Annotated in this window: 17 protein-coding genes and 1 tRNA gene; 5 read left to right on the top strand and 13 right to left on the bottom strand. The window is 60.2% G+C overall.

Features of this window, described 5'->3' with window-relative positions; translation table 11 throughout:
* Positions 1 to 63: 63 nt before the first annotated feature.
* The 6 genes from pqqB to ACW9JE_RS16955 all read right to left on the bottom strand — a co-directional run bounded on the left by pqqB (position 64) and on the right by ACW9JE_RS16955 (position 6,982).
* Positions 64 to 975, bottom strand: a complete 912-nt coding sequence (gene pqqB, locus ACW9JE_RS16980) for a pyrroloquinoline quinone biosynthesis protein PqqB (protein ID WP_224539133.1) — start codon at positions 973 to 975, stop codon at positions 64 to 66.
* A gap of 82 nt (positions 976 to 1,057) precedes the next feature.
* Complete coding sequence (gene pqqA / locus ACW9JE_RS16975) at positions 1,058 to 1,132, bottom strand: pyrroloquinoline quinone precursor peptide PqqA (RefSeq protein WP_003444522.1); 75 nt, start codon at positions 1,130 to 1,132, stop codon at positions 1,058 to 1,060.
* 144 nt (positions 1,133 to 1,276) lie between these two features.
* A complete protein-coding gene (gene pqqF, locus ACW9JE_RS16970) occupies positions 1,277 to 3,697 on the bottom strand; it encodes a pyrroloquinoline quinone biosynthesis protein PqqF (RefSeq protein ID WP_457433387.1) in 2,421 nt (806 codons plus the stop codon).
* A 38-nt stretch (positions 3,698 to 3,735) separates the two neighbouring features.
* Positions 3,736 to 4,530 (bottom strand): carbon-nitrogen hydrolase family protein, encoded by a 795-nt coding sequence (locus ACW9JE_RS16965; protein WP_457433386.1) that lies wholly within the window; start codon positions 4,528 to 4,530, stop codon positions 3,736 to 3,738.
* Between the two features lie 12 nt (positions 4,531 to 4,542).
* On the bottom strand, positions 4,543 to 6,225 hold the full coding sequence (locus tag ACW9JE_RS16960) for a flavin monoamine oxidase family protein (RefSeq protein ID WP_457433385.1): 1,683 nt from the start codon (positions 6,223 to 6,225) through the stop codon (positions 4,543 to 4,545).
* A 295-nt stretch (positions 6,226 to 6,520) separates the two neighbouring features.
* Positions 6,521 to 6,982, bottom strand: coding sequence for an Lrp/AsnC family transcriptional regulator (locus tag ACW9JE_RS16955; RefSeq protein WP_007980298.1), 462 nt, complete (start codon positions 6,980 to 6,982; stop codon positions 6,521 to 6,523).
* A gap of 175 nt (positions 6,983 to 7,157) precedes the next feature.
* Between ACW9JE_RS16955 and ACW9JE_RS16950 the strand changes: the two genes are divergently transcribed.
* Positions 7,158 to 9,512, top strand: coding sequence for a glucose/quinate/shikimate family membrane-bound PQQ-dependent dehydrogenase (locus tag ACW9JE_RS16950; protein WP_457433384.1), 2,355 nt, complete (start codon positions 7,158 to 7,160; stop codon positions 9,510 to 9,512).
* 187 nt (positions 9,513 to 9,699) lie between these two features.
* Positions 9,700 to 10,371, top strand: coding sequence for a peptidase M41 (locus tag ACW9JE_RS16945; RefSeq protein ID WP_457433383.1), 672 nt, complete (start codon positions 9,700 to 9,702; stop codon positions 10,369 to 10,371).
* 7 nt (positions 10,372 to 10,378) lie between these two features.
* Here ACW9JE_RS16945 and ACW9JE_RS16940 read toward each other — a convergent pair whose 3' ends face one another.
* The 6 genes from ACW9JE_RS16940 to rpsU all read right to left on the bottom strand — a co-directional run bounded on the left by ACW9JE_RS16940 (position 10,379) and on the right by rpsU (position 20,122).
* On the bottom strand, positions 10,379 to 10,687 hold the full coding sequence (locus ACW9JE_RS16940) for a DUF3077 domain-containing protein (protein ID WP_457433382.1): 309 nt from the start codon (positions 10,685 to 10,687) through the stop codon (positions 10,379 to 10,381).
* Positions 10,688 to 11,567: 880 nt separating this feature from the next.
* Positions 11,568 to 11,644 (bottom strand) — tRNA-Ile (locus tag ACW9JE_RS16935).
* 14 nt (positions 11,645 to 11,658) lie between these two features.
* Positions 11,659 to 15,405: a bifunctional diguanylate cyclase/phosphodiesterase gene (locus ACW9JE_RS16930; protein ID WP_457433381.1), complete on the bottom strand. Its 3,747-nt coding sequence runs from the start codon at positions 15,403 to 15,405 to the stop codon at positions 11,659 to 11,661.
* Between the two features lie 122 nt (positions 15,406 to 15,527).
* On the bottom strand, positions 15,528 to 17,375 hold the full coding sequence (rpoD, locus tag ACW9JE_RS16925) for an RNA polymerase sigma factor RpoD (protein ID WP_224539150.1): 1,848 nt from the start codon (positions 17,373 to 17,375) through the stop codon (positions 15,528 to 15,530).
* 67 nt (positions 17,376 to 17,442) lie between these two features.
* Positions 17,443 to 19,413: a DNA primase gene (gene dnaG / locus ACW9JE_RS16920; RefSeq protein WP_224539159.1), complete on the bottom strand. Its 1,971-nt coding sequence runs from the start codon at positions 19,411 to 19,413 to the stop codon at positions 17,443 to 17,445.
* A gap of 493 nt (positions 19,414 to 19,906) precedes the next feature.
* Positions 19,907 to 20,122, bottom strand: coding sequence for a 30S ribosomal protein S21 (gene rpsU, locus ACW9JE_RS16915; protein WP_002551877.1), 216 nt, complete (start codon positions 20,120 to 20,122; stop codon positions 19,907 to 19,909).
* Between the two features lie 199 nt (positions 20,123 to 20,321).
* Here rpsU and tsaD point away from each other — a divergent pair, with 199 nt between their 5' ends.
* The gene (tsaD, locus tag ACW9JE_RS16910; RefSeq protein ID WP_224539152.1) at positions 20,322 to 21,347 is read left to right on the top strand and encodes a tRNA (adenosine(37)-N6)-threonylcarbamoyltransferase complex transferase subunit TsaD; all 1,026 of its coding nucleotides are present in this window, start codon (positions 20,322 to 20,324) and stop codon (positions 21,345 to 21,347) included.
* Between the two features lie 37 nt (positions 21,348 to 21,384).
* On the opposite strand, the gene plsY is transcribed toward tsaD, so the two are convergent.
* Positions 21,385 to 21,954 (bottom strand): glycerol-3-phosphate 1-O-acyltransferase PlsY, encoded by a 570-nt coding sequence (plsY, locus tag ACW9JE_RS16905; protein ID WP_457433380.1) that lies wholly within the window; start codon positions 21,952 to 21,954, stop codon positions 21,385 to 21,387.
* A 74-nt stretch (positions 21,955 to 22,028) separates the two neighbouring features.
* On the opposite strand from plsY, the gene folB reads away from it, so the two are divergent.
* Complete coding sequence (folB, locus tag ACW9JE_RS16900) at positions 22,029 to 22,385, top strand: dihydroneopterin aldolase (protein ID WP_457433379.1); 357 nt, start codon at positions 22,029 to 22,031, stop codon at positions 22,383 to 22,385.
* Entirely contained in the window at positions 22,376 to 22,894 is a 519-nt protein-coding gene (gene folK, locus ACW9JE_RS16895) for a 2-amino-4-hydroxy-6-hydroxymethyldihydropteridine diphosphokinase (protein ID WP_457433378.1), read from the top strand. The genes folB and folK overlap by 10 nt, the downstream gene beginning before the upstream one ends.
* The last annotated feature ends 51 nt before the right edge of the window (positions 22,895 to 22,945 follow it).

Genomic DNA, 22,945 nt, shown 5'->3' with positions numbered 1-22,945 from the left:
TTGAGCGCTTACCCTTGTGGGAGCGAGCCTGCTCGCGATAGACCGCGCAGCGGTCTCGGTTTCTTACAAAACAATACTCATGCCGTCATAAGCCACTTCAACCTGCCGCCGCTCCAGCTCCGCCCGCTGCGGCGAGTCCTCATCGAGAATCGGATTGGTGTTGTTGATGTGGATAAGCACCTTGCGCTGGCGCGGCAGTTTTTCCAGCACTTCGAGCATGCCGCCGGGGCCGTTCTGGGCCAGGTGGCCCATCTCCCGCCCGGTGCGGGTGCCGACGCCGCGGCGCTGCATTTCATCGTCGTCCCACAGGGTGCCGTCCACCAGCAGGCAATCGCTGCCGGCCATCATCTCCAGCAACGGCGCATCGACCTTGCCCAGACCCGGCGCGTAGAACAGCTTGCCGCCGGTATTGAGGTCTTCGACGATCAGACCGATGTTGTCCCCCGGATGCGGGTCGAAGCGATGCGGCGAGTAAGGCGGCGCGGCGCTGCGCAAGGGCAGCGGGGTGAAGCGCAGGTTGGGGCAGGCTGCAATGCTGAAGCTCTGGTCCAGCTCGATGCGCTTCCAGGTCAGGCCGCCGTTCCAATGGTTGAGCATGTTGAACAGCGGAAAGCCCGTGCTCAGATCCTCGTGGACCATGTCGGTGCACCAGACCTGATGCGGGCAGCCTTCGCGCAGCATCAGCAGGCCGGTGGTGTGGTCGATCTGGCTGTCCATCAGGATGATCGCACCGATTCCGGTGTCACGCAGCGCGCGGCCCGGCTGCATCGGGGCGAAGTTCTGCAATTGCGCGCGGATGTCCGGGGAGGTGTTGCACAGCACCCAATTCACGCCGTCATCGGAAATCGCGATGGACGACTGGGTCCGTGCCTTGGCCTTCAGGCTGCCGTTGCGAAAGCCGGCGCAGTTCACGCAGTTACAGTTCCACTGGGGGAACCCGCCGCCGGCGGCGGAACCTAGAATCTGGACGAACATGGAGGCTCCATCATTTCAATGCTCAAAACAAAACGCCTCGGGATTACCGAGGCGCTGAACTGCACGTCTGCCAAAGCAGAGATTAGCGGCTGGCGAAGTACATGGTGACTTCAAAGCCGATACGCAGGTCGGTGTAAGCAGGTTTGGTCCAGGCCATGGGAGCACTCCTTGAGGTGATGAGACAGTTGAGACCTATACATATAGTCCACCTCCCGAAGGAGACGTTCAGATAGTTAGGCAGCTATGTTACTCAAAATTTCAGGCAGCGGGATGAAAATGTTCTAAATGGTTAACGAGCTATTCAGGAAGCGGCTTGCCAGGATGAATCCGGGCATACCCCATTGGACAGGCAGCGCCAACCACCCTCGGCTTGTGCCAGGCGCAGGGCTGCTGCGATGAGCATCGGGCGATCCATGGTGGATAAAGCTTGGAGCAGTTGCAGCAGATAATCCGACGAACGGCCCGCCAGCTTGCCCTGCCACAGCAGCTCGGCAGCTTGGGCAAAGGGCAAGGTGCAGGTGTCGAACTGATCGGTCAAGGCCTGGCGTTGAGCGATGAATTGCGTGTCATCCATCTCAGCGACCAGATTTGGGAGACTGCTCAAAAATTGTTCGATGTGTTGCAGCAGATCCTGCGGCGCAACGGTTGGCGATTGCACGCCGAACAGTAGCCCGGTTTGCCCGTGCATCTGACGCAGTCCGCTGAACACGGCATAACCCAACTGCAACTCCACGCGCAGGCGTTGGTAGAACGGCGTCTGACACAGGTGCGCCAGCACGCGCCACGCGGCTTCGTCGACAATGTCGCTGGAGGCTGCAGGACAGAACAACAACAGCGCGTGTTCGCTGGAGCCGGTTTCCAGACTGGTCCAGAGTCGTTGCCCTTGAATGGAAGGCGCTGGCGTCGTTTGGCTGTCCGGTGTACCGGGGATGCGGCTCAATGCCAGGCCCAGTGCTACCTGGTTCTGGGACGACAGACCGATGCCCAGACCATCCCAGAGTGCGCTCGCCCAAAGTTTTGCAAGGTCGTCCGACTCGGCAGTCCGCTGCAGAAGCTGGCTCGGCAGCGCCTTGAGCAATTGCCGGATCGGTATCGGCGCCGGCGAATCCTGTGGGAATTGGGCTTCGGGGTTTGTCAGGTTTTTCAGCGCATGTTCCAGCACAACGGGTATGGATTCCTGGAGCCCGGTCATCTTCAACAGCCATTCGTTGGCCGATGCACTGAACAACACTTCCACACCCGCCTGGCGGGCTTCTTCGCACAAGGGCTGCAGGCTGTTTTCCAGTCGCGACTGGAGGCTGCTCGCAGGTGTCGTGTCCAGACGCCAGCGCACATACAGCGCGCCTTCGGCGGTGCTATCCGGCAACGCCTGGCTGAACTGCATCGGTGAGCGTTCGCGACGGGTGCGCGAGCGATCCTGGGCAAACGTACGCAGGCCGCGGTGGGCGCTGGTCTGGCCGCGAATCAAACCGGCGTTGGCCGCTGGCGCTTCGGAGCGCAAAAACGGATTGGGCGTCGGCAACTGCCATTGACCGCTGAAGTTATCCACAGCGCCGAGTTGTTGAAGGATGATCTTGAGGGCGGTCACACCCTGTTCCGATAGTCCGGTGTCGCGTTGTTCGCTGTCCAGGCGTGCGAGTTGCAACGCACCGCTGACTTGCTGCTGGCGCTGGAGCAGGGCGGTGTATTCGTCGCGCAATCCGCTCAGGTCTTGTTGGGCGAAGAAGCTCAGCCAATCCAGCAGGTGTTCACGAACCGCGGCTGGCTGACCATTGGCGTTCAGCTTGAGTTCGATATGCAGCAAGGCCTGCCCGCCGAACTGATACAACACTGTAGCTTTCAGGTTTTCGGCCAGATCTTTGCTGCGCAATTCGACCAACAGTCCACCGGGCTTTGCGTTGTTCAGCCAATGGCAGAGGAACGCCAATGCTTCGGGGTTAGCCTCGGGCAATGCCTCGAGCGCAAACATCAGGTCAAGGCGGCTTTCGTTCAGCTGTTGATAATTTTTCTGCGCAGTGTCCAACAACGGGACGGGCGCTTGCTGCGCGATGGAGTTACCTGTGGGAAGCGCATCGGCGAATGCCTGGGCCAATGCCTTCAAATCTTCCAGCGACTGTCGTCCTGCCAGGCCCAGGGTCATTTGCCCCGCTTGATAAAACCGCTGATGGAAACCCTTCAATGCTTGCTGAAACTCATCCTGTTGCACGGGCAGGCTGTCGCGGTTTCCGGCATGGAAACCTCTCAAGGGATGGGCGTTCGCAAGACCATCGAACAGCGCCTGCTGCTGTTGCGCGGCCGCATCCTGCGACCAGGCGAGAAATTCCGCGTGCAACACTTCCCGTTCCCGCAACTGATCGTCCGGATTCATACGCGGATGGGCGAGCATGTCTGACAGACGCTCCAGAGCACCGCTGAACGCCTGGGTCGGCAATTCGAAAAAATAGTCGGTGGTGCGCTCACTGGTGCGCGCATTCAACTGGCCGCCATGACTTTGGACGTAGGCCATCAGCCCCTGGCTTGCAGGAAAACGCTCGGTCCCCAGAAACAGCAGATGCTCGAGAAAGTGCGCCAGCCCCGGCCACGCCAGCGGCACATCATGGCTGCCGGCGGCGACGCGCAAGGCCGCCGCGGCACGCTTCAGATCGGGCGCGTGACGCAGCGTCACCCGCAGACCGTTGGCCAGGATTTCAGTGTGGGGGCGAGAAGGATTTGGCGCAGGCATGGGCACTTCCAGAACAGAGAAGTGCCAATGCTAGCGGATTAGCGCTTGTTCAGCGCGGCGTAAAGCTCGGGGCGGCGATCGGCGAGATAGCGATTGGCGCTGCGGGATTTGTCCATCAACTGACGATCCAGCTCACCGACAATCAGGGCTTCATCGAGGCCGGCCTGGGCGATGCGACTGCCATCCGGCGCGGCGATGCTGCTCTGGCCGCAGTACTGGATATCGCCTTCGTGCCCGCAGTAGTTGGCATAGGCCACGTAGCACTGGTTTTCGAACGCGCGGGAACGCACGGTGACGTCGGCGACGAAATCAAAGGGGATCATGTTCGCTGTCGGCACCAGAATCAGTTCGGCGCCTTCAATGGCCAGGCGCCGGGCATTTTCCGGGAACTCCAGGTCGTAGCAGATCAGGAAACCGAGCTTCCAGCCGTTGAGTTCCACGACAGGGAACTCGTTGGTGCCGGGGCTGAACATCGCGCGGTCCAGATCGCCGAACAGGTGAGTCTTGCGGTAATTGCAGACACGCTCGCCCTGGGCGTCGATCAACTGCACGGCGTTGTAGATCTGTCCATCCTCGGCGCGTTCGGCGTAGCCATACAAAATGGCGATGCCGGCGGTGCGGGCAATGCGCGCGATCTGCTGTGCAGATTCACCGTTGTAAACCTCCGCCAGCACGCTGACGGCATCCTGGCCGATGTTGTAACCCGTCAGGAACATTTCCGGCAGCACCAGCAGATCGGCGCCTTTGGCTTCCAGCGCCAGTTGATGCAGGCGTTGCAGATTGCCGGCGACGTCCAAAGGCAGCGGTGGACATTGGTAAAGGGCTACGCGCATCGGGAACTCCTCTTACTCGGGTAGGGCGATAGGGCCGATATCTTTGAACACATCACCCGGGCCCGGGTTCTCTTTATGTGTGGCGCCGCCGAAGTGTTTCATGATGCCCCACACCGCGTTGAGCGACGTCTGCACCGCGCCTTCGACCCAGGCTGGCGTCCAGGACACGTCGTCGCCGGCGATGAAGATCCCGCGTTGCTCGGCCGGCATGTCGTCCTGCATGAAGTGGGCGTACATGCGCTGGTTGTAGCGGTAGTGGCCCGGCAGGGCGCCTTTGAAGGCACCGAGGAAGTGCGGGTCGGCTTCCCACGAAACAGTGATCGGGTCGCCGATGATCCGTGCTGCGATATCGACTTTCGGGTAGATCTTTTTCAACGCGTCCAATGCCAGCTTCACGCGTTTTTCCACAGGATGCGGCAACATCTTCAACGCGTCACTCATCCACGAGTATGAAAGGCAGATCACGCCCGGCTTGTCGTCACCGTTGTCGAACAGGTAGGTGCCGCGGGTCAGGCGATCGGTGAGGGTCATGCTCATCAGGTCGCGACCGGTCTCCGGATCCTTGTCCTTCCAGAACGGACGGTCGACCATCACGAAGGTTTTCGACGACTGCATGTAGCGGGTGCGGTCCAGGGCCATCCACATCTTTTGCGAGAACAGGGTTTCTTCGCATTCGATCTGGGTGGTCAGCAGCCAGCTCTGGCAGGTGGTCAGCACGGCGGCGTATTCGCGGGTGTCGCCGTTATTGTCGGTAACCGCGAATCGGCCGCCCGGTGCGTGGGCGATTTTCTTCACGCCGGAACGTGGCGCACCGCGGTGCAGCGACTTGAGGCTGGTGCCTTCCGGCCAGTGCACGCAACGCTCGGGAGCATGGCGCCAGATGCCTTGCGGCACTTGTTCGACGCCGCCGACGACCAGGTGCTGGTGATCGTCGCAGTTGGTCATCACCACGCGGAAGATTTCCAGCATCGAGTTGGGGAAGTCCGAATCCCAGCCGCCGGTGCCGAAACCGACCTGACCGAACACTTCGCGGTGATGGAACGACAGTTTGGCGAAGGCTTTGGAGGTGGCGACGAAGTCGTAGAAAGTGCGGTCGTCCCACAGCGGCACCAGGGTGTTCCATAGCTCTTTCAGGCGAGGCACATCGCGGTCGCGAATCGCCTGCTGGATCTCGCCGAAGCGCGAGCCGTCTTCCAGCGCATCCGCCCAGGCGTCAGCCACTTCCTGGAACAGTGCAGGAAGATCCGCCAGTTTCTGTGCGTAATGGGTCTTGCCTTCCAGGTCGATGACGGTGCTGCCGGAGGCAGGGGTCAGCGGGTTGGGGAAGGGCTTGGTTTCCAGGCCCAGCTTGTCGACGTAGTGATAGAACGCGGTGGACGACACCGGAAAACGCATGCCGCCCAGCTCGGCGACGATGCCATCGGTGCCGTTGAACGTCTGGGAACGCAGGCGACCGCCGAGTTTCGAGGCTTCGTAAACGACGGGCTTGAGGCCGAGCTTCATCAGCTCATAAGCTGCCACGAGACCGGCGATACCGGCACCGACAATCGCCACTTCGGCACCGTGATTGTGCTCGGGAATACTGCCCAAGCCAGCCGGGTGTTCGATCCAGTCGTCGAAGGCGAACGGAAAGTCCGGACCGAAAATGGTGACTGGTTTCTTACCGTCTGCAGGGTGGCGATTGTTCTTGTTCATGGCTGACCTTACTGGCATCAGGACGCGGGGGGCGCGTCTGAGTATAGGAAAAGATGCGAGCCATTCTAGAGAGCGGGGAATACGTTAATAAGACGCAAAGTGTCGTCGTTTTGATGATTGGTTGTTCAATATGACGAGATATCAATGCATATTGTCCAATCAGTGTGAACTTTTGTGGCGAGGGGGCTTGCCCCCGCTGGGCTGCGAAGCGGCCCCAAGCTTTTTGCCAGTGCTGCGCACTGGAACGGGGGCAAGCCCCCTCGCCACAAAAGCCCGCTCCCACACTGGACCGTGTTTAAACCGGCTGCCCGCGATCAATCTTGCTGCTGAGGATGATCGAAGTCGTGGTCTTCTCCACCCCATCCACACTGCCAATCTGATCCAGCAACTGATCCAGCTGCTCCGGCGAGTCCGTGCGCAGCCACGCCACATAATCAAATTCGCCACTCACCGCACACAATTGCTGCACCTGAGCCATGGCGCTCAGGCGTCGCAACACTTCCTTGCCCGAGCGCGGCTGCACGGTGATCCCCACGTACGCCTGCAACCCGCCATCCACTACCCGTTGACCCAGGCGAACGCCGTAGCCGGTGATCACTTTGGCCTTTTCCAGACGCGCCAGACGCGAAGTCACGGTCGTGCGCGCAATGCCCAGTTGCCGGGCGAGCATGGCCACGCTCTCGCGGGCATTGATCTGCAAGGCGGCGATCAGCTGGCGGTCGATTTCGTCGAGAACGGGCGGGCGAGTGTCAGGCAAAGGGGCGGCTCCAGCGGCACAGATAGGTGGGGAGCATGTTACAGGCACATCTCCCGATACGGATGTTTCATCTGAATTCATGACCGTTCATGCCATTTTTACCTGCGACAATTTGCCATAAGTAACTAGGTAGTACATTATTCCGCGCTTGTCACAAATGGGGATAAATTCCGACATGAACAATTCTGGGGCTGCCGCCGGCAGCAAATGGTTGCTGGCGGGGCTGGGTGTCCTGATCGCGTTGATCGGGCTGGGCCTTGCTGGCGGTGGTGGTTATCTGATCACCCTGGGCGGCAGCTGGTATTTCCTGTTGATGGGCCTGGCAATGCTCGCTTCCGGGCTGCTGATCGCTCGCCGCAAGCCTGCGGGCGCTTGGCTGTATGGCCTGGCGCTGATCCTGACCGCCATCTGGGCGGTGCTGGATGCCGGTTTCGAATATTGGCCGCTGGTATCGCGGGTACTGACCTTCGCTGTGATCGGTTTGGTCGTCGCCCTGATCTACCCGACCCTGGTCCGCGCTTCGGGCGCGACGGCGGGTCGTGGTGCTTACGGTCTGGCGGGCATTCTGGGCGTGGGTGTCGTAGCAACGATGGCCTACATGTTCGTCCCGACCCACGTGGTCATGGCCACCACCGAGCCTGCGGTGACGCCGGTGACTCCGGGTTCCGAACAGAAAGACTGGGCGCACTGGGGCAATACCACCGCCGGCAATCGCTTTGCCGCGCTGGACCAGATCAATAAGGGCAATATCGACCAATTGCAGGTCGCCTGGACTTTCCGCACCGGCGACATCCCGCAAAGCACCGGTGCCGGCGCCGAAGACCAGAACACGCCGCTGCAAATCGGCGACACGGTCTACACCTGCACCGCCTACGGCAAAGTCTTCGCCCTCGACGCCGACACCGGCGCCCAGCGTTGGAAGTTCGACCCGCAAGGCACCGCGCCGAACTGGCAGCGCTGCCGTGGCCTGGGTTACTCCGAAACGCCGGTAGCCTCGGACAATCAGCCAGCCGCCTGTACGAAACGTCTGTTTCTGCCGACAGGCGATGCGCGTCTGATCGCCATCAACGCCGAAACCGGCAAGCCTTGTGAAGAATTCGGCAACAAAGGCACCGTCGATCTGACCACCGACATGGGCGAAGTGAAGCCTGGTTACTACCAGCAAACCTCGACGCCACTGGTCGCTGGCGACGTAGTGATCGTCGGCGGACGCGTGGCCGATAACTATTCCACCGGCGAGCCGCCGGGCGTGGTGCGTGCCTATGACGTGCGCAGCGGCGAACTGGTCTGGGCGTGGGATCCGGGCAACCCGAACACCACCAAGCGTCCACCGGCGGGCGAGACCTACACCCGCGGCACGCCGAACGTGTGGTCGGCCATGTCCTACGACGCCAAGCTCGGTCTGGTCTACCTGCCGACCGGCAACGCCACCCCGGACTTCTTCGGCGGTCAGCGCACCGAGTTCGACGACAAGTGGAGCTCGTCCATCGTCGCCCTCGACGTGAAATCCGGTCAGGTACGCTGGCACTTCCAGACCACTCACCACGACCTTTGGGACTTCGACCTGCCTGCGCAGCCGCTGCTGTACGACGTGCCGGACGACAAGGGCGGGATGCAGCCAGCCCTGGCGCAAGTCACCAAACAGGGCGAGATCTTCCTGCTCAACCGCGAGACTGGCGTGCCGATCGCCCGCGTTGAAGAGCGTCCGGTTCCCCAAGGCAGCGTGCCGGGCGAGCGCTACTCGCCGACCCAGCCGTTCTCGGTGGACATGCCGTCCATTGGCAACAAGACCCTGACCGAGTCCGACATGTGGGGTGCCACGCCGTTCGACCAACTGATGTGCCGCATCCAGTTCAAGGGCATGCGCCACGAAGGCGTCTACACCCCGCCGGGCATGGACCGCGCCCTGCAATTCCCGGGCTCTCTGGGCGGCATGAACTGGGGCAGCGTTTCGGTTGATCCGAACAGCAACTACATGTTCGTCAACGACATGCGCCTGGGCCTGGCCAACTACATGATCCCGCGCGATAAGATCGGTGCTGGAGCCAGCGGTATCGAAATGGGCGTGGTGCCTCAGGAAGGTACACCGTTCGGCGCCATGCGCGAGCGCTTCCTCTCGGCGGTCGGCATTCCGTGCCAGAAACCACCGTTCGGCACCATGTCGGCCATCGACCTCAAGACCCACAAATTGATGTGGCAAGTCCCGGTCGGCACCGTGCAGGACACCGGTCCGCTGGGCATTCGCATGCACCTGCCGATCCCCATCGGCATGCCGACCCTCGGCGCCTCCCTGGCCACCCAATCGGGCCTGCTGTTCTTCGCCGGCACCCAGGACTTCTACCTGCGCGCCTTCGATACCGGCAACGGCAACGAGATCTGGAAATCCCGTTTGCCAGTGGGTAGCCAGTCCGGCCCGATGACCTACGTGTCGCCGAAAACCGGCAAGCAGTACATCCTGCTGACCGTGGGCGGTGCACGTCAGTCGACGGATCGTGGGGACTATGTGATCGCCTACGCCTTGCCTAAGTAAACTGTAGGAGCGAGCACGCTCGCGATGGACGCCAACGATAACGCGGGCAGCCTGACACCCAGCGGTGTTCCGGCCTGCATCGCGAGCAGGCTCGCTCCCACAGGATCTTGCGCACATTGCCACGCAGGATAGACAGCGACCTTCCCTCGTAGTCGAATGCAGGAACGAAGACTTCGAGGCAACGGACATGTCGAGCAAAATGCCCCCCGCCGTTCGCGATCACGCATTGCAGATCGCACGTCACGAAATGGGCCACTACCTCGTGGCCCGCGCGTTGGGTTTTGCCACGGGCGGCGTGACGCTGACCGTGACCATGGATCTTCGCCACAAAGGTGGCGCCTCCATCAACCTGGTGCAGCCCATCTCCTCGCTGCAAACCATGACGGCCTACCTCGAAGCCCGAATCATGGTGCTCTTGGCAGGCGCAATGGCGCAGGCTCTCTCCCCAAACCGCGCTCCCAAACAACGCATCGACAAATCAAAGGCCACCGCCATCCTCAATGGCGCATTCGGGGCTGAACGGGACGACGCAAAAATCCGCGAGTTGCGGCACTTGCTGCGCAACATCCTCCATCCCGAGACCGAGCCTGAATCCACCGACCGCATCACGGCCGAGCTGAAGGCGATCAATGATCGGTTGTGGGAGCGGACCCTGGACATGGTCGAAACCTTCGCCGAGACCATCGCCGACTTAGGCGCGATGTTGGTGGATCGCATGGTGCTGGTGGAGCAGTGGGGCAGGCCGGCGGATACCCATGAAGTGGTAATGGCGGGGGAGATGCTGGAGCGGTTGCCGGGAGTGCAGGCTATTGCGCCGGTAGAGCGCCCCGAAAATTCGGGGCGCGTTGTCGAGGGATGAACCTTCGTTAGTCCTTGGCTTTCGCTGAGGCTTGAACGGTGTACCGTTCCAAAACCTTCACCACATCATCAACCACTGCTTTGCCCATGGCGGTGAGGTAATGCGCCGCCCACGCGTGACGGTCGCAGCCTTTGGCGTAGGCCGCATCCACAGCGAAGGATTTGGCCAGGAACAGCAGGTTTGAGGCCTGGTTCAAGGCGTCGACGATTGGAACGTCGCGGGCGACGTGGAACAAGGGTTGTTCCGAGATGTACATGAAAGGAGTGAAGCCGGGGGTTTTCAGTTCTGAGGGTGAGGTCTGATTTGTTGTGCTCATATTCAAACTCCTAATTTTTAAGGAGCCGCCTCATTCGTTTCCAAGCAAATGGGTGGCAGCTGCGCGCAGGTTGGAAAACCGGGAAATTAGGAAACCGGCACGCCCGAAGACGTCCCGCGCACAGCCGCCAAAACTCAAGGGTGAGATGGGCAACCTGTTGCGTCCAATTTCATCGGGTTTCCAAGCCCGATCGCTGAATGATCAGCGACGGCTGGAGACTAGCCCGTCAAAGAAAAGCGCAACAAGGCATCAAAGTGCCCAAAAGCAAGATTCGGAGTTTGCCTACAAGGTCCTACGGCGTCATCTGAAATCTAGAGGCTTTTGGTTAACAAGCCATAAACGCAAAACTCAACGACTCGTGAATTGAGCCTGCTTTAAGTCTGGAAACCACCTTTAACAAATTAAGACGTGCCTAAGGTGGCCGAATGATCTCGCCCGCTCATATGTTTATGCCCTTGAGGTCATAACTTCGAAAAGAGGGCCGAAACGATGGCTAAGAAATTTGCTGAACTACAAGCTCGCATGTCCCCGGAATCGCGAGCTGAAGCAGAACGCTTGCACCAGCTGTACCTGACAGAATTACGCTTGAACGAGTTGCGCAAGGCTCAGGAAATGAGCGAAGGGAGACCGAGCAAGGAGCTTTCGCAGTCTGTTTCGAGCAAGTGCTAAATGCAGAAACGAAAAAAGACGCCATGGGCGTCTTCTTCGATTTGGTACAGCAGATCCGGACACCACTTGCGAACCGCCTTGCGCGGTTACGGCTTTCGCCGCTGGGAAGCGTTCGATCTCATCCGGCCAGTCGCTTCGATTCGTGCAATCCAGTGAAAGTTGAATCTCACTCCGATCTGATGAAAGCCGCGCATCGCGCGGCTTTCTTGTTTGGTGGGCCCACACGGACTTGAACCGTGGACCAAAGGATTATGAGTCCTCTGCTCTAACCAACTGAGCTATAGGCCCCAGTAGGTCGCGGATTATAACGACCGTTTGGCGGCTGTGCCATCCGAATAATCCATTACGGTTGTACGAAGAAACGTCGCGGCGAATTCGTCGGGGGGCAGGGGCAGGCTGACGATGTAGCCCTGGATCTGTTCGCAGCCCTCATAGGCCAGGAATTGTTGCTGCGCCTGGGTTTCGACGCCTTCGGCGATCACGGTGAATTGCATGCTGCGACCGAGGGCAATGATGGCGCGCACGATGGCGACGTCGTGGGGGTCGTCCGGCAGGCCACGGACGAATGACTGATCGATCTTCAGGATGTCCAGCGGCAGGCGCTTGAGGTAGCTCAGGGACGAGTAGCCGGTGCCGAAGTCGTCGATTGCCAGTTGCACCCCCAGGTGCTTGAGTTGGTGTAGCACCGCCAGCGCCTCTTCGGCCTGGCTCATGATGAAGTTTTCGGTGATTTCCAATTGCAGCAGGCCGGGTTTGAGGCGGAAGTCCTTGAGCAGTTGTTCGATGCGCCCCAGCAGGTTCGGTTGACGCAGTTGCGCCCCCGCGAGGTTGACCGACAGCGGGCCCAGGCCTGTGTATTTCTTGTTCCACTCGTGCAGTTGCCGGCAGGCGGTTTCAAGTACCCAGTCGCCGATCTGCAGGATCATGCCGTTTTCTTCGGCCAGGGAAATAAAGTGCTCCGGGGGTACGTCGCCAAAGGTTGGGTGGCGCCAGCGGATCAGTGCTTCGGCGCCAACCAGACGGTAGTCGTCGAGGCTGATCTTCGGTTGGTAGTATAGGTGCAGTTCGTTGCGCTCGATGGCGCGGCGCAATTCGTGTTCCAGCGCCACGCGCTCGCTGGCCTGAGCGGTGAGGTCACAGGTATAGCTTTCGACCCGGTTGCGGCCCTTGGCCTTGGAGCGGTACATCGCCGCGTCGGCGTTCTTGATCAGCGTGGCGACATCGCTGCCGTCCTGTGGATACAGGCTGGTACCGATGCTGGAGCTGATGAAGAACTCGTGTTCACCGGCCTGGAACGGCGCGGTGAAGCAGTTGAGCAGCTTGTTGGCGATGTTGTCGGCGTCGCTGGGCTGTTGCAGGCCGGGCAGCAGGATGATGAATTCATCGCCGCCCAGACGCGCCACGGTGTCGATGTCGCGCAATTGTTCTTTGAGGCGAACGGCAATGCCCTTGAGCAACAGGTCGCCGACCGGGTGGCCGAGGCTGTCGTTGATGTGTTTGAAACGGTCGAGATCGAGGAACAGCACCGCGCCCTGGCCGCCGATTTCTCTTTGGGTATTGAGCGCGGTCAGCAAACGGCTTTCGAACAGCGTGCGGTTGGGCAGGCCGGTGAGTGGGTCGTGGTGAGCCTGATAGTCGAGCTTTGCCTGGGCGTGCTTGAGGCTGGAAATGTCGGCAAACACGGCCACAAAGTGGGTGATGAACTTGTCCCGGTTGCGCACGGCGCTGATGGTCAGCCAGCTCGGGTAGAGCTCGCCGTTCTTGCGCCGGTTGGAAATCTCGCCTTGCCAGTGCCCCTCGGCGGTCAGTTGGTGCCACATGGCGGCGTAGAACGCGCTGTCATGCAGACCCGAGGCCAGCAGCCGCGGTGTATGGCCCAGCGCTTCGCTTTCGCTGTAGCCGGTGATCTCGGTGAAGGCGCGGTTGACCGCGCTGATGTGCTGCTGGGTATCGGTGATCAGCACGCCTTCGGCAGTGCTCTCGAATACGGTGGCGGCCTGTTGCAGTTTTTCCTGCATCAGGTGGCGCTCGGTGATGTCCCGGGCGATGGTCAGCATGCAGTCTTCATCACCAATCGGCAGCGGACGGCTGGACACTTCGCAAAGGCGGATCTGCCCGTCGCTGCGACGGATGTGGCAGCTGAAGTCGCGGACGAAGCCATCGCGGTGCAGCAGATCGAGCATCTGCTTGCGTTCATTGAGGTTGACCCAGATCCCCAGGTCCAGGGCCGAGCGATCCACCGACATCGCGCTGTTGAACCCGGTGATGCGGCTGAAGCCTTCGTTCACTTCCAGAAGCAGGCCATCGCTCTGTCGCGAAAGCAGCAAGCCATCCGGCGAAGCATGGAAGGCCTTGGCGAATTTTTCTTCGGAGGTTTGCAGTTGTTGCTGGGTTTCCTTGAGCTGGGTGATGTCGCGCACCACGACCACCAGCGCCGGCGTGGTATCGAGATCGAAGGGTTCGGTGGAAATCAGGCCGGTAAACACCTGCCCGTTGTTGCGGCGGAAAGGCATCTCCAGATTGCGGATGCTGCCGGCTTGCAGGCGCTGCAACAGGCCCGGCCCTACGCCGGGAATGCCCCAGATGTTGAGGTCGGTGGCGGTCAGGCCGATGACATCTTCGGCCTTGAGCCCGATCTGTTCTTCGAACGCTTCGTTGACTTCCAGCAGACAACCGTCGGATAGCCGGGCGATGACCAGAATGTCCGGGCATTGCTGGAACACCGAGGCAAACTTCTGTTCCGACAGGCGCAATGCCTCTTCGGTGCGCTTGGCCTCGGTGATGTCGATCATCAGCCCACGCATCACCGGTTCATGTCCGTGTTCGATCAGGCTGACGATATCGCGGACCCACAGGCAGCGACCGTCGGCGGTGATGACCCGGTAATCGAGGCTGTGATCGCGGCCGGCCAGCACTTCGTGGTCGCAAAAACTCTGCGCGCGGGTGAGATCGGCGGGGTGAATGATGTTGCGCCAGAAGCCCGGAATCAGCCAATGAGAGAGGGGATAACCGAGCAGATCCTCGGCGTGGGGCGACACATAGCTGTAGGTGAAGTCGCTCATCCGCGCTTCCCAGGCGATGGCCGACAGGCTCTCCACCAGTCCGCGGTAGTGATACTCGCTGCTGCGCAGTTCCTGCTCCAAATCCACCCGGCGGGCGATTTCCGAACTCAATCGGCGGTTGACCCGGATAACGGCTGCCAGCACAGCGACCAGCACCAGAAGACCCGGAAGTCCATAAATCACCAGATCGGACCAGAAAGTCCGGTGATCGAGGACGTTGCCGACCCAATGCTCCTGAATGGAGCTGATTTCTGCCGGGGTCATGTCCGCGAGGACTTTGTCCAGAATGCCGACCAGAATCTTGTTGTCCCGTGGTACGCCCATGGCCAGTTGATAGCGGTAAGGCGTTTCGCCGCTGACGTACAGGCCATCGAGCTTGAGCTGACGCAGGCTCCAGACGCTGGACGCCAGATCGCCCACGACCGCATCCACTTCGTCGGTGGCCAGGGCCTGCAATGCCGAGGCGACATTCGGCATGGCCACCAGGTTCAGGTCGGGATTGTGGGTGCGCAGCAGTTCGTGGGGTGCGTAGTTTTCCACCACGGCTATTTTCAGGCCGTACAGCTCTTCGATTTTGCGCGGTTGAGGGCCGCCGACGTGGGCCAGGATAACGATCGGGAAATCCAGGTAGGGCCGGGTGAACGACAGGAACGACTGGCGTTCCGGAGTCGACATGATGCCCGGCAAGAGGTCCAGCTTGCCGTTTTTGGCCTGATCCAGCACAACGGTCCAGCTCACCGGTTCTATGGGCGTGAGCTTGACCGCCAATCGCTGGCGGATCAGGTCGATATAGTCTGCTGCAAGACCCTGGTAACGCCCCTGATCGTCGCGAAACTCAAAAGGAGGCCAGGACGCATCGACACCCAGGCGCAAGTCCGGGTGGGCCGCCAGCCAGCTACGTTCTTCGTCGGTTAGAGTCAGCGCGCCAGCCGTTGCGGTCCAGGTCATCAGCGACAGTAAAAAAAGCATTGTCGACAGTCTGGGCATAACGGTCTCGTTACGGCACGGGGAATGCTTCGAGTGTAGACGGGCAAATCGGGGGGAGTGTAGGGCGGGAGGATTTAATCTTCACAAAACAAAACCCCCGGCGCGGGCCGGGGGTTTTGTTATCACTCGTCGAGGAAGGAGCGCAAATGCTCGCTTCGCGTCGGGTGGCGCAGCTTGCGCAGTGCCTTGGCTTCGATCTGACGAATCCGCTCACGGGTCACGTCGAACTGCTTACCCACCTCTTCAAGCGTGTGGTCAGTGTTCATGTCGATGCCGAAGCGCATGCGCAGTACTTTGGCTTCACGGGCAGTGAGGCCGGAGAGTACTTCGCGAGTCGCTTCCTTGAGGCTCTCAACGGTCGCGACATCGATTGGCGACTGCATGGTCGAGTCTTCGATGAAGTCGCCCAGATGGGAGTCTTCGTCATCACCGATCGGGGTTTCCATGGAGATCGGCTCTTTGGCGATCTTCAATACCTTGCGGATCTTGTCCTCAGGCATTTCCATGCGTTCGCCCAGCTCTTCCGGCGTCGGTTCGCGACCCATTTCCTGCAGCATCTGGCGGGAAATACGGTTGAGCTTGTTGATCGTCTCGATCATGTGCACCGGAATACGGATGGTGCGGGCCTGGTCGGCGATCGAGCGAGTGATCGCCTGACGGATCCACCAGGTGGCATAAGTCGAGAATTTGTAGCCGCGACGGTATTCGAACTTGTCTACCGCTTTCATCAGACCGATGTTGCCTTCCTGGATCAGGTCGAGGAATTGCAGGCCACGGTTGGTGTACTTCTTGGCGATCGAGATCACCAGACGCAAGTTCGCTTCCACCATCTCTTTCTTCGCGCGGCGGGCCTTGGCCTCACCGATCGACATGCGACGGTTGATGTCCTTGATCTCGGCGATGGTCAAGCCGGTTTCGGCTTCCAGCGCGGTCAGCTTCTGCTGGCAACGAACGATGTCCGGTTGCAGGCGTGCGATGGCTTCAGCGTACTTGGTCTTGCCTTTGGCCAGTGCGTCGGTCCAGCTTTCGTCGATTTCGTTGCCCGGGAACTGGCGCAGGAAATCGGCGCGCGGCATACGCGCATCACGAACGCAGAGCTGCATGATTGCACGCTCTTGCTGGCGCAGACGATCCAGGGCACTGCGTACACGCTCGACCAGGCCTTCGTACTGCTTGGGCACCAGTTTGATCGGCATGAACAGCTCGGCCAGAGCCAGCAATTCGGCGATTGTAGCCTTGTTGCTGCGACCGTGCTTTTTCAGGGCCTTGCGGGTGATTTCCATCTGATCGGCAACAGCACCAAAGCGCTGCGCGGCGATGACCGGATCCGGACCGCTTTCTGCTTCTTCCTCGTCATCCGAGCCTTCGCTTTCCTCGTCATCGTCGGAGTCGTCCGCTTTCGCGGCTTTCTCATCGATCGGAGGAGGCACTTCGGCAGGAGGTGGCGCAATGCCGTCGTCCGGGTCGATGTAACCGCTCAGAACGTCGGACAGGCGGCCACCTTCGGTGGTGACGCGGGTGTATTCGGAGAGAATGTGGTCAACCGTGCCAGGGAAGTGCGCGATCGCGCTCATCACTTCACGGATGCCTTCTTCGATACGTTTGGCGATTTCGATTTCGCCTTCACGAGTCAGAAGCTCGACCGTACCCATTTCGCGCATGTACATGCGCACAGGGTCTGTGGTGCGACCGATATCGGTCTCCACTGCCGCCAACGCAGCAGCTGCTTCTTCCGCAGCGGCCTCGTCGGTATCGGCGTCGGCCAGCATAAGGGCGTCCGCATCCGGAGCAACCTCGTGTACGGGGATCCCCATGTCGTTAATCATGCGGATGATGTCTTCCACCTGCTCCGGATCTGAAATATCCTCGGGCAGGTGGTCATTGACCTCGGCGTAAGTCAGGTAACCCTGCTCACGACCCAGTTTGATCAAATCGATAATACGAGACTGCTGTTGCGCTTTTCCGGACATAACACCCTATCCACTGAAGGTCTTGGCGGGCAAAAAACAAGCCGAGGATTATACCTGAGCTATGACCTCACGCGCCAGTTGAGGTCGGGTTTGATGCATAAACGTTCTGTTTTAGAAGGTCGCGCATCTGTTTTGCTATCTGGGTTTGCTCTTCAGCCGATAAGCCCGGCTGCCTGGCTTTCTTGATGAGTTCGTCGAGGGTCTGCGTGTGCTGGCCCGCGGATAACCTTGTAATGGTGTCTAAAAACTGTTGTTCAAGGTTGTCGCCGTCAATTAACCACTCCTTTTCCGCGAGTGCTTTCAACAGTCGTCCTTGCTCTGTTCCGTGCCAGCGAGCCATCAACTGAATTGAGTTTAGCTTAGGATTTTTCTGCACCGCCTCGATCAGGGCGATCAGTACCTGAGCATAGGTGTTGCTCTCGTTGGCAAAGTGATCGGCGCTCTCGACCTTCCCGGCCAATTGCGGGTGGTGGATCAGCGTACGCAGGGCGATCAGCGTCGGGGCCTCTACTGCCACGGGCGTGCGCGGGGCATAGGATTCATCCCGATCACCGCGCTTGCCGTTCTTGCTCCAGGGTTTCTTTTCCCACTTCTTGCCGCCGCCACCCTGTTTCTTCGGTGTCCATTCCTGCTGGGGCGCGTAGGCCTCCTGAGGCTGGTGGAAGTCGGAGTAATCCGGCATGGCGTCGTAATCCATGCCTGGATCGTAGGCTGGCGGCGCTTCCTGAGGTGCGCTGTGCACCAGCTGGCTGACGGCCTCGCCACTCAATCCGGTGATTTCCAGCAGGCGCTGACGCATCAGGGTGCGCAGGTTCGCGCCCGGCACCTTGTCGATCAATGGTGCGGCGAGGGTGGCCATATGGGCCTTGCCTTCGAGGGAGCGTGGATCGGCTTCTTCAGTCAATTGCTGGAAGAAGTAATCGGCCAGCGGCTGCGCATGCTGATTGATCCGCGCGCGGAAGGCGTCGGTGCCTTCCGCGCGGATCAGGGTATCCGGATCTTCACCTTCGGGCAGGAACAGGAAGCGCGCGCGACGACCGTCCTGCAGGCTCGAGAGCGTTGCTTCCAGCGCTCGCCAGGCGGCATTACGGCCAGCCTGGTCGCCGTCGAAGCAAAACAGCACGTTGGGCACGACGCGGAACAAGCGCTTCAAGTGCTCTTCGCTGGTGGCGGTGCCCAGGGTTGCGACGGCGTTGCGCAGGCCTTGCTGAGCCAGGGCGATGACGTCCATGTAGCCTTCGACGACGATGATTTCGTCGAGGTTGCGGTTGTTCTTGCGCGCCTCGAACAGGCCGTAGAGTTCCTGGCCTTTATGGAAAACCGGGGTTTCCGGGGAGTTGAGGTACTTGGGCTTGTCGTCACCCAGCACCCGGCCGCCGAAAGCGATGATGCGGCCACGGCTGTCGCGGATCGGAAACATCACGCGATCGCGGAAGCGGTCATAGCGTTTGCCGGTCTCGGCGTTCTCGATCAGCAGTCCGGCGTCGATCATGGCTTTTTGCTGGAGGGTGTCGCTGCTCAAGTGTTTGAACAGGTTGTCCCAGCCCGGCGGGGCGAAGCCGAGACCGAAGTCCCGGGCGATTTCGCCGGTCAGGCCGCGACCTTTCAAATAATCGACGGCAGCCTTGCGCGCAGGGTGGCTTTTCAGGGCCTGGCGGTAGAAGTCGGCGGCGGCCGTGAGCAGCGGGTACAGTGGCGAATCGGTCGGCTGCCGCGGTTTTTGTCGGCGGCCGCTTTCTTCGCGGGGGATTTCCATGCCGGCGGCTTTGGCCAGTTCCTCGACAGCCTGGGGAAAGTCCAGGTTGTCGTGGTCCATGATGAAGCCGAGGGCATTGCCGCCAGCGCCGCAGCCGAAGCAGTAGTAGAACTGCTTGTCGGGGCTGACACTGAAGGACGGCGTTTTTTCTTTGTGAAACGGGCAGCAGGCGGTGTGGTTCTTGCCGGCTTTCTTCAGTTGCAGGCGCGAGCTAACCACATCGACAATGTCGGTGCGGTTCAGAAGGTCGTCAATGAAGCTCTGGGGAATAAGCCCGGCCATGGCGTTCTCGTCGTCTGCGCTCAAGGGTGCCCTTAACGATGGGCGGTCGAACGCGGGTCGTTGTTTGAGGCGCGCAAGGTATGCGGCTCGACCAGTGTCGTCTGCGTAATCGCTGTCGGGAAGTGTATCTGCCGAAAATCCACTGACATTAGTTAACTATCAGTGTTGGGGCGGTATTCGACTATTTGAAAGTGTTGCGCTGAATCCGGCTGCGACCGGTCATCGGTCTCGGATAGCTCATCTTTTGGCACGCAAGCGGTGCCTTGGGCTGATCGTCGTGAGAGGAATCAGTGGGTGTGCTCGTCAGTAGCCTTGAAAGGCCCGTCAGAAAAGACGTGCACCGCTGGCAAAAGAGCCAGGTCTGACGCGGTGAAGCAGATTCGTCTCGGTCGCGTCTGCGGCTTCGACGGTGAAGCATCAAGCGTTTTACGCAAATGCCATAAACCCGGCGCAGGGCCGGGCTTGGCAGAAGCTTGCTACGAACGTCTGTGTATTAGTACAGACGAACGGCGCGGCGCTGTTCGCGCTGAACTTTCTTGGCGTGACGCTTAACAGCAGCAGCTGCCTTGCGCTTACGCTCAGAAGTTGGCTTCTCGTAAAATTCGCGGCTACGAACTTCAGCCAGTACACCGGCTTTTTCGCAGGAGCGCTTGAAACGACGCAGAGCTACGTCGAAGGGTTCGTTCTCTTTTACTTTGACGGCTGGCATCCAGAGCTACCTTCATTCATTACCGGGGTCAACATCCTCGCGGCAAAAGAGCACTTGAAGACGTCGGTTTTTAAGGGTTGCGGATGTTAACCCCTCATGGCTCGGAATGCAAAGCCTCTGATCGAAAACCGCTGGTCGGGGCATCACGCGGCGACTATTATGCGCGCCTTCGAATTCAGCCTAAACAAGGCGCAAACCCATGCTAGTACTGGGATTAGAAACCTCTTGCGACGAAACCGGCGTCGCACTTTATGACAGCGAACGCGGCCTGCTGGCCGACGCGCTGTTCAGTCAGATCGACCTGCACCGCGCCTACGGCGGCGTCGTGCCGGAGCTGGCCTCGCGCGATCACGTCAAGCGCATGCTGCCCTTGATCCGTCAGGTGTTGGCCGAAGCCGGCTGCGTGCCGACCGAGATCGATGCCATTGCCTACACTGCGGGTCCCGGCCTGGTGGGCGCCTTGCTGGTTGGGGCTTCCTGTGCTCAGGCGCTGGCCTTTGCCTGGGGTATTCCGGCGCTGGGCGTGCACCACATGGAAGGCCATCTTCTGGCACCGATGCTGGAGTCGCAACCGCCGCAGTTCCCGTTCGTCGCTTTGTTGGTATCTGGCGGTCATACGCAGCTGGTTCAGGTCGACGGCATCGGTCAGTACACCCTATTGGGCGAGACGCTGGACGACGCCGCGGGTGAGGCTTTCGACAAGACCGCAAAAATGATGGGCCTCAACTATCCGGGTGGCCCGGAAATCGCGCGTCTGGCCGAGCAAGGCGTCGCAGGGCGCTTCACCTTCCCGCGTCCGATGTGCGATCGCCCTGGTCTGGATTTCAGCTTCAGTGGTCTGAAAACCTTCGCCTTGAACACCTGGCAGCAGTGCGTGAGCGCCGGGGACGACAGCGAGCAAGCCCGTTGCGACATCGCGCTGGCGTTCCAGCAGGCCGTGGTGGAGACTTTGACCATCAAGTGCAAGCGTGCCCTCAAGGCCGCTGGCATGAAGAGCCTGGTGATCGCCGGCGGCGTGAGTGCCAACAAGGCGTTGCGTACTTCCCTGGAAAAGATGCTCGGCGATATGAAAGGCAATGTTTTCTACGCTCGCCCGCAGTTCTGCACCGATAACGGCGCGATGATCGCGTTCGCCGGCTGTCAGCGCTTGCAGGCCGGTCAGCAGGAAAGCCTGGCGATCAGCGTCCAGGCCCGTTGGCCGATGGAGCAGTTGTCGGCGTTGTGATCGGTGGCGCACAACGGTGCTATCGAAAGAGCGGCATTTAAAAATGCCGTTCGCGCCCCGCGAACAGGTCGCGTAAATTGCCTCGATGGCGCCAGACGATCAATCCCGTAAGGGTCGTCATGGGCAGCAATGCCGCCGGTTCTTGCCAGGCCAGCAATGGCAGGGTCAACGGCGTGGCGATCAGGGCGGCCAGCGAGCTGGTGCGGGTCAGGTAGAACGTCAGCATCCAGGTGCAGACGGCCAGCAATGCGGCGGGTGGATATAGACCCAGCAACATCCCGGCAGCGGTGGCGACACCTTTGCCGCCGCGAAACCGGAAATACAGCGGGAACAGGTGACCGATGACGGCACAAACGCCGATCCAGGCCTGATCCTGCAGCGAAAGGCCTGCAATAGCGGCGATCAGCACGGGTAGCAGGCCTTTGCACAGATCGCCCAGCAACGTCAGGATGGCGAGTTTCTTGCCCGCCAGACGCAACATATTGGTGGCTCCGGCATTGCCCGAACCACTCATTCGCGGATCGGGATTACCCGTCAGGCGGCTGAGCAAAATGGCGAAGGACAGAGAGCCGAGCAGGTAGGCGAGGATCGCCAGTAACCAAAACATGCTAACTATTCCGGGCGAGGACGCCCTGATTCTAACGGCGCAATGCGCCCTTGTCGTGTAGCGGAGAAAAGTGCTTGGACAGAGTGTTTATCGAGGGCCTGGAAGTCGACACCGTGATCGGTGCCTACGACTGGGAGCGAGGCATCCGACAGTGCTTGCGTCTTGATCTGAGTTTCGCCTGGGATAATCGCCCGGCCGCGGCCGGTGATGACCTGACCCTGGCGCTCGATTACGCGAGCGTTTCGTCGCGCATCCAGGCCTTTGCCGAGCAGGCGCAGTTCCAGTTGGTGGAAACGTTCGCCGAGCGCCTGGCCGAAGTGCTGATGAGCGAGTTCAAGATCACCTGGATGCGCCTGAAGCTGACCAAGCCTGGCGCTGTTCCTGCCGCTACCGGTGGCGTGGGCGTGGAGATCGAGCGCGGATGTCGCTGACTCAGGTGTATCTCGGGCTCGGTAGCAATATCGAGCGTGAAACCCATCTACAGGCCGGTCTGGACGCCTTGGCGGGATTTCTGGTGGATATCCGCTGTTCGCCGGTTTTCGAAAGCCAGCCGGTGGGAATCAAGAGCGGGCCGTTCTTCAATTTCGTGGTGTCGGCTTACACCGATCTACCGCTGATGGAATTGGATCGCCGGCTCAAATTCATCGAAGCCGACAACGGCCGCTATGCGCCGGACCGCAAGGGTCTGCCGCTGGACATCGATGTACTGCTGTTTGGCGATCTGGTGGGCAACTTCGATGGTCTGGTTCTGCCGCGGGCCGAGATTCTGAAAAACGCTTTTGTGTTGTGGCCGCTGTCGCTGATTGCACCGGATCGGGTGCATCCTGGCGTGGGAAAAAGCTTTGCGAGCCTTTGGGGTGAAGCAAAGATCGATCAGGTGTTGGCGCCGGTGGCGTTCGAGTGGCGTAGTGAGCAACTGACACCGTCTGATTTGTTGTGATTTTTATGAAGCCTTCGCGGGCAAGCCTCGCTCCTGCAGATCACATGGGCC

It is taken from the genome of Pseudomonas sp. SDO55104_S430 (assembly GCF_054070595.1).
Note: the sequence above shows the minus strand (reverse complement) of the source record. Positions and strands in the feature narration are given on the sequence as shown.

What these genes read in the sequence shown, in the direction of transcription:
- pqqB (WP_224539133.1), bottom strand. Translation starts at nt 975, where the DNA reads ATGTTCGTCCAGATTCTAGGTTCCGCCGCCGGCGGCGGGTTCCCCCAG.
- pqqF (WP_457433387.1), bottom strand. Translation starts at nt 3,697, where the DNA reads ATGCCTGCGCCAAATCCTTCTCGCCCCCACACTGAAATCCTGGCCAAC.
- ACW9JE_RS16965 (WP_457433386.1), bottom strand. Translation starts at nt 4,530, where the DNA reads ATGCGCGTAGCCCTTTACCAATGTCCACCGCTGCCTTTGGACGTCGCC.
- ACW9JE_RS16960 (WP_457433385.1), bottom strand. Translation starts at nt 6,225, where the DNA reads ATGAACAAGAACAATCGCCACCCTGCAGACGGTAAGAAACCAGTCACC.
- ACW9JE_RS16950 (WP_457433384.1), top strand. Translation starts at nt 7,158, where the DNA reads ATGAACAATTCTGGGGCTGCCGCCGGCAGCAAATGGTTGCTGGCGGGG.
- ACW9JE_RS16945 (WP_457433383.1), top strand. Translation starts at nt 9,700, where the DNA reads ATGTCGAGCAAAATGCCCCCCGCCGTTCGCGATCACGCATTGCAGATC.
- ACW9JE_RS16940 (WP_457433382.1), bottom strand. Translation starts at nt 10,687, where the DNA reads ATGAGCACAACAAATCAGACCTCACCCTCAGAACTGAAAACCCCCGGC.
- ACW9JE_RS16930 (WP_457433381.1), bottom strand. Translation starts at nt 15,405, where the DNA reads ATGCCCAGACTGTCGACAATGCTTTTTTTACTGTCGCTGATGACCTGG.
- rpoD (WP_224539150.1), bottom strand. Translation starts at nt 17,375, where the DNA reads ATGTCCGGAAAAGCGCAACAGCAGTCTCGTATTATCGATTTGATCAAA.
- dnaG (WP_224539159.1), bottom strand. Translation starts at nt 19,413, where the DNA reads ATGGCCGGGCTTATTCCCCAGAGCTTCATTGACGACCTTCTGAACCGC.
- rpsU (WP_002551877.1), bottom strand. Translation starts at nt 20,122, where the DNA reads ATGCCAGCCGTCAAAGTAAAAGAGAACGAACCCTTCGACGTAGCTCTG.
- tsaD (WP_224539152.1), top strand. Translation starts at nt 20,322, where the DNA reads ATGCTAGTACTGGGATTAGAAACCTCTTGCGACGAAACCGGCGTCGCA.
- plsY (WP_457433380.1), bottom strand. Translation starts at nt 21,954, where the DNA reads ATGTTTTGGTTACTGGCGATCCTCGCCTACCTGCTCGGCTCTCTGTCC.
- folK (WP_457433378.1), top strand. Translation starts at nt 22,376, where the DNA reads ATGTCGCTGACTCAGGTGTATCTCGGGCTCGGTAGCAATATCGAGCGT.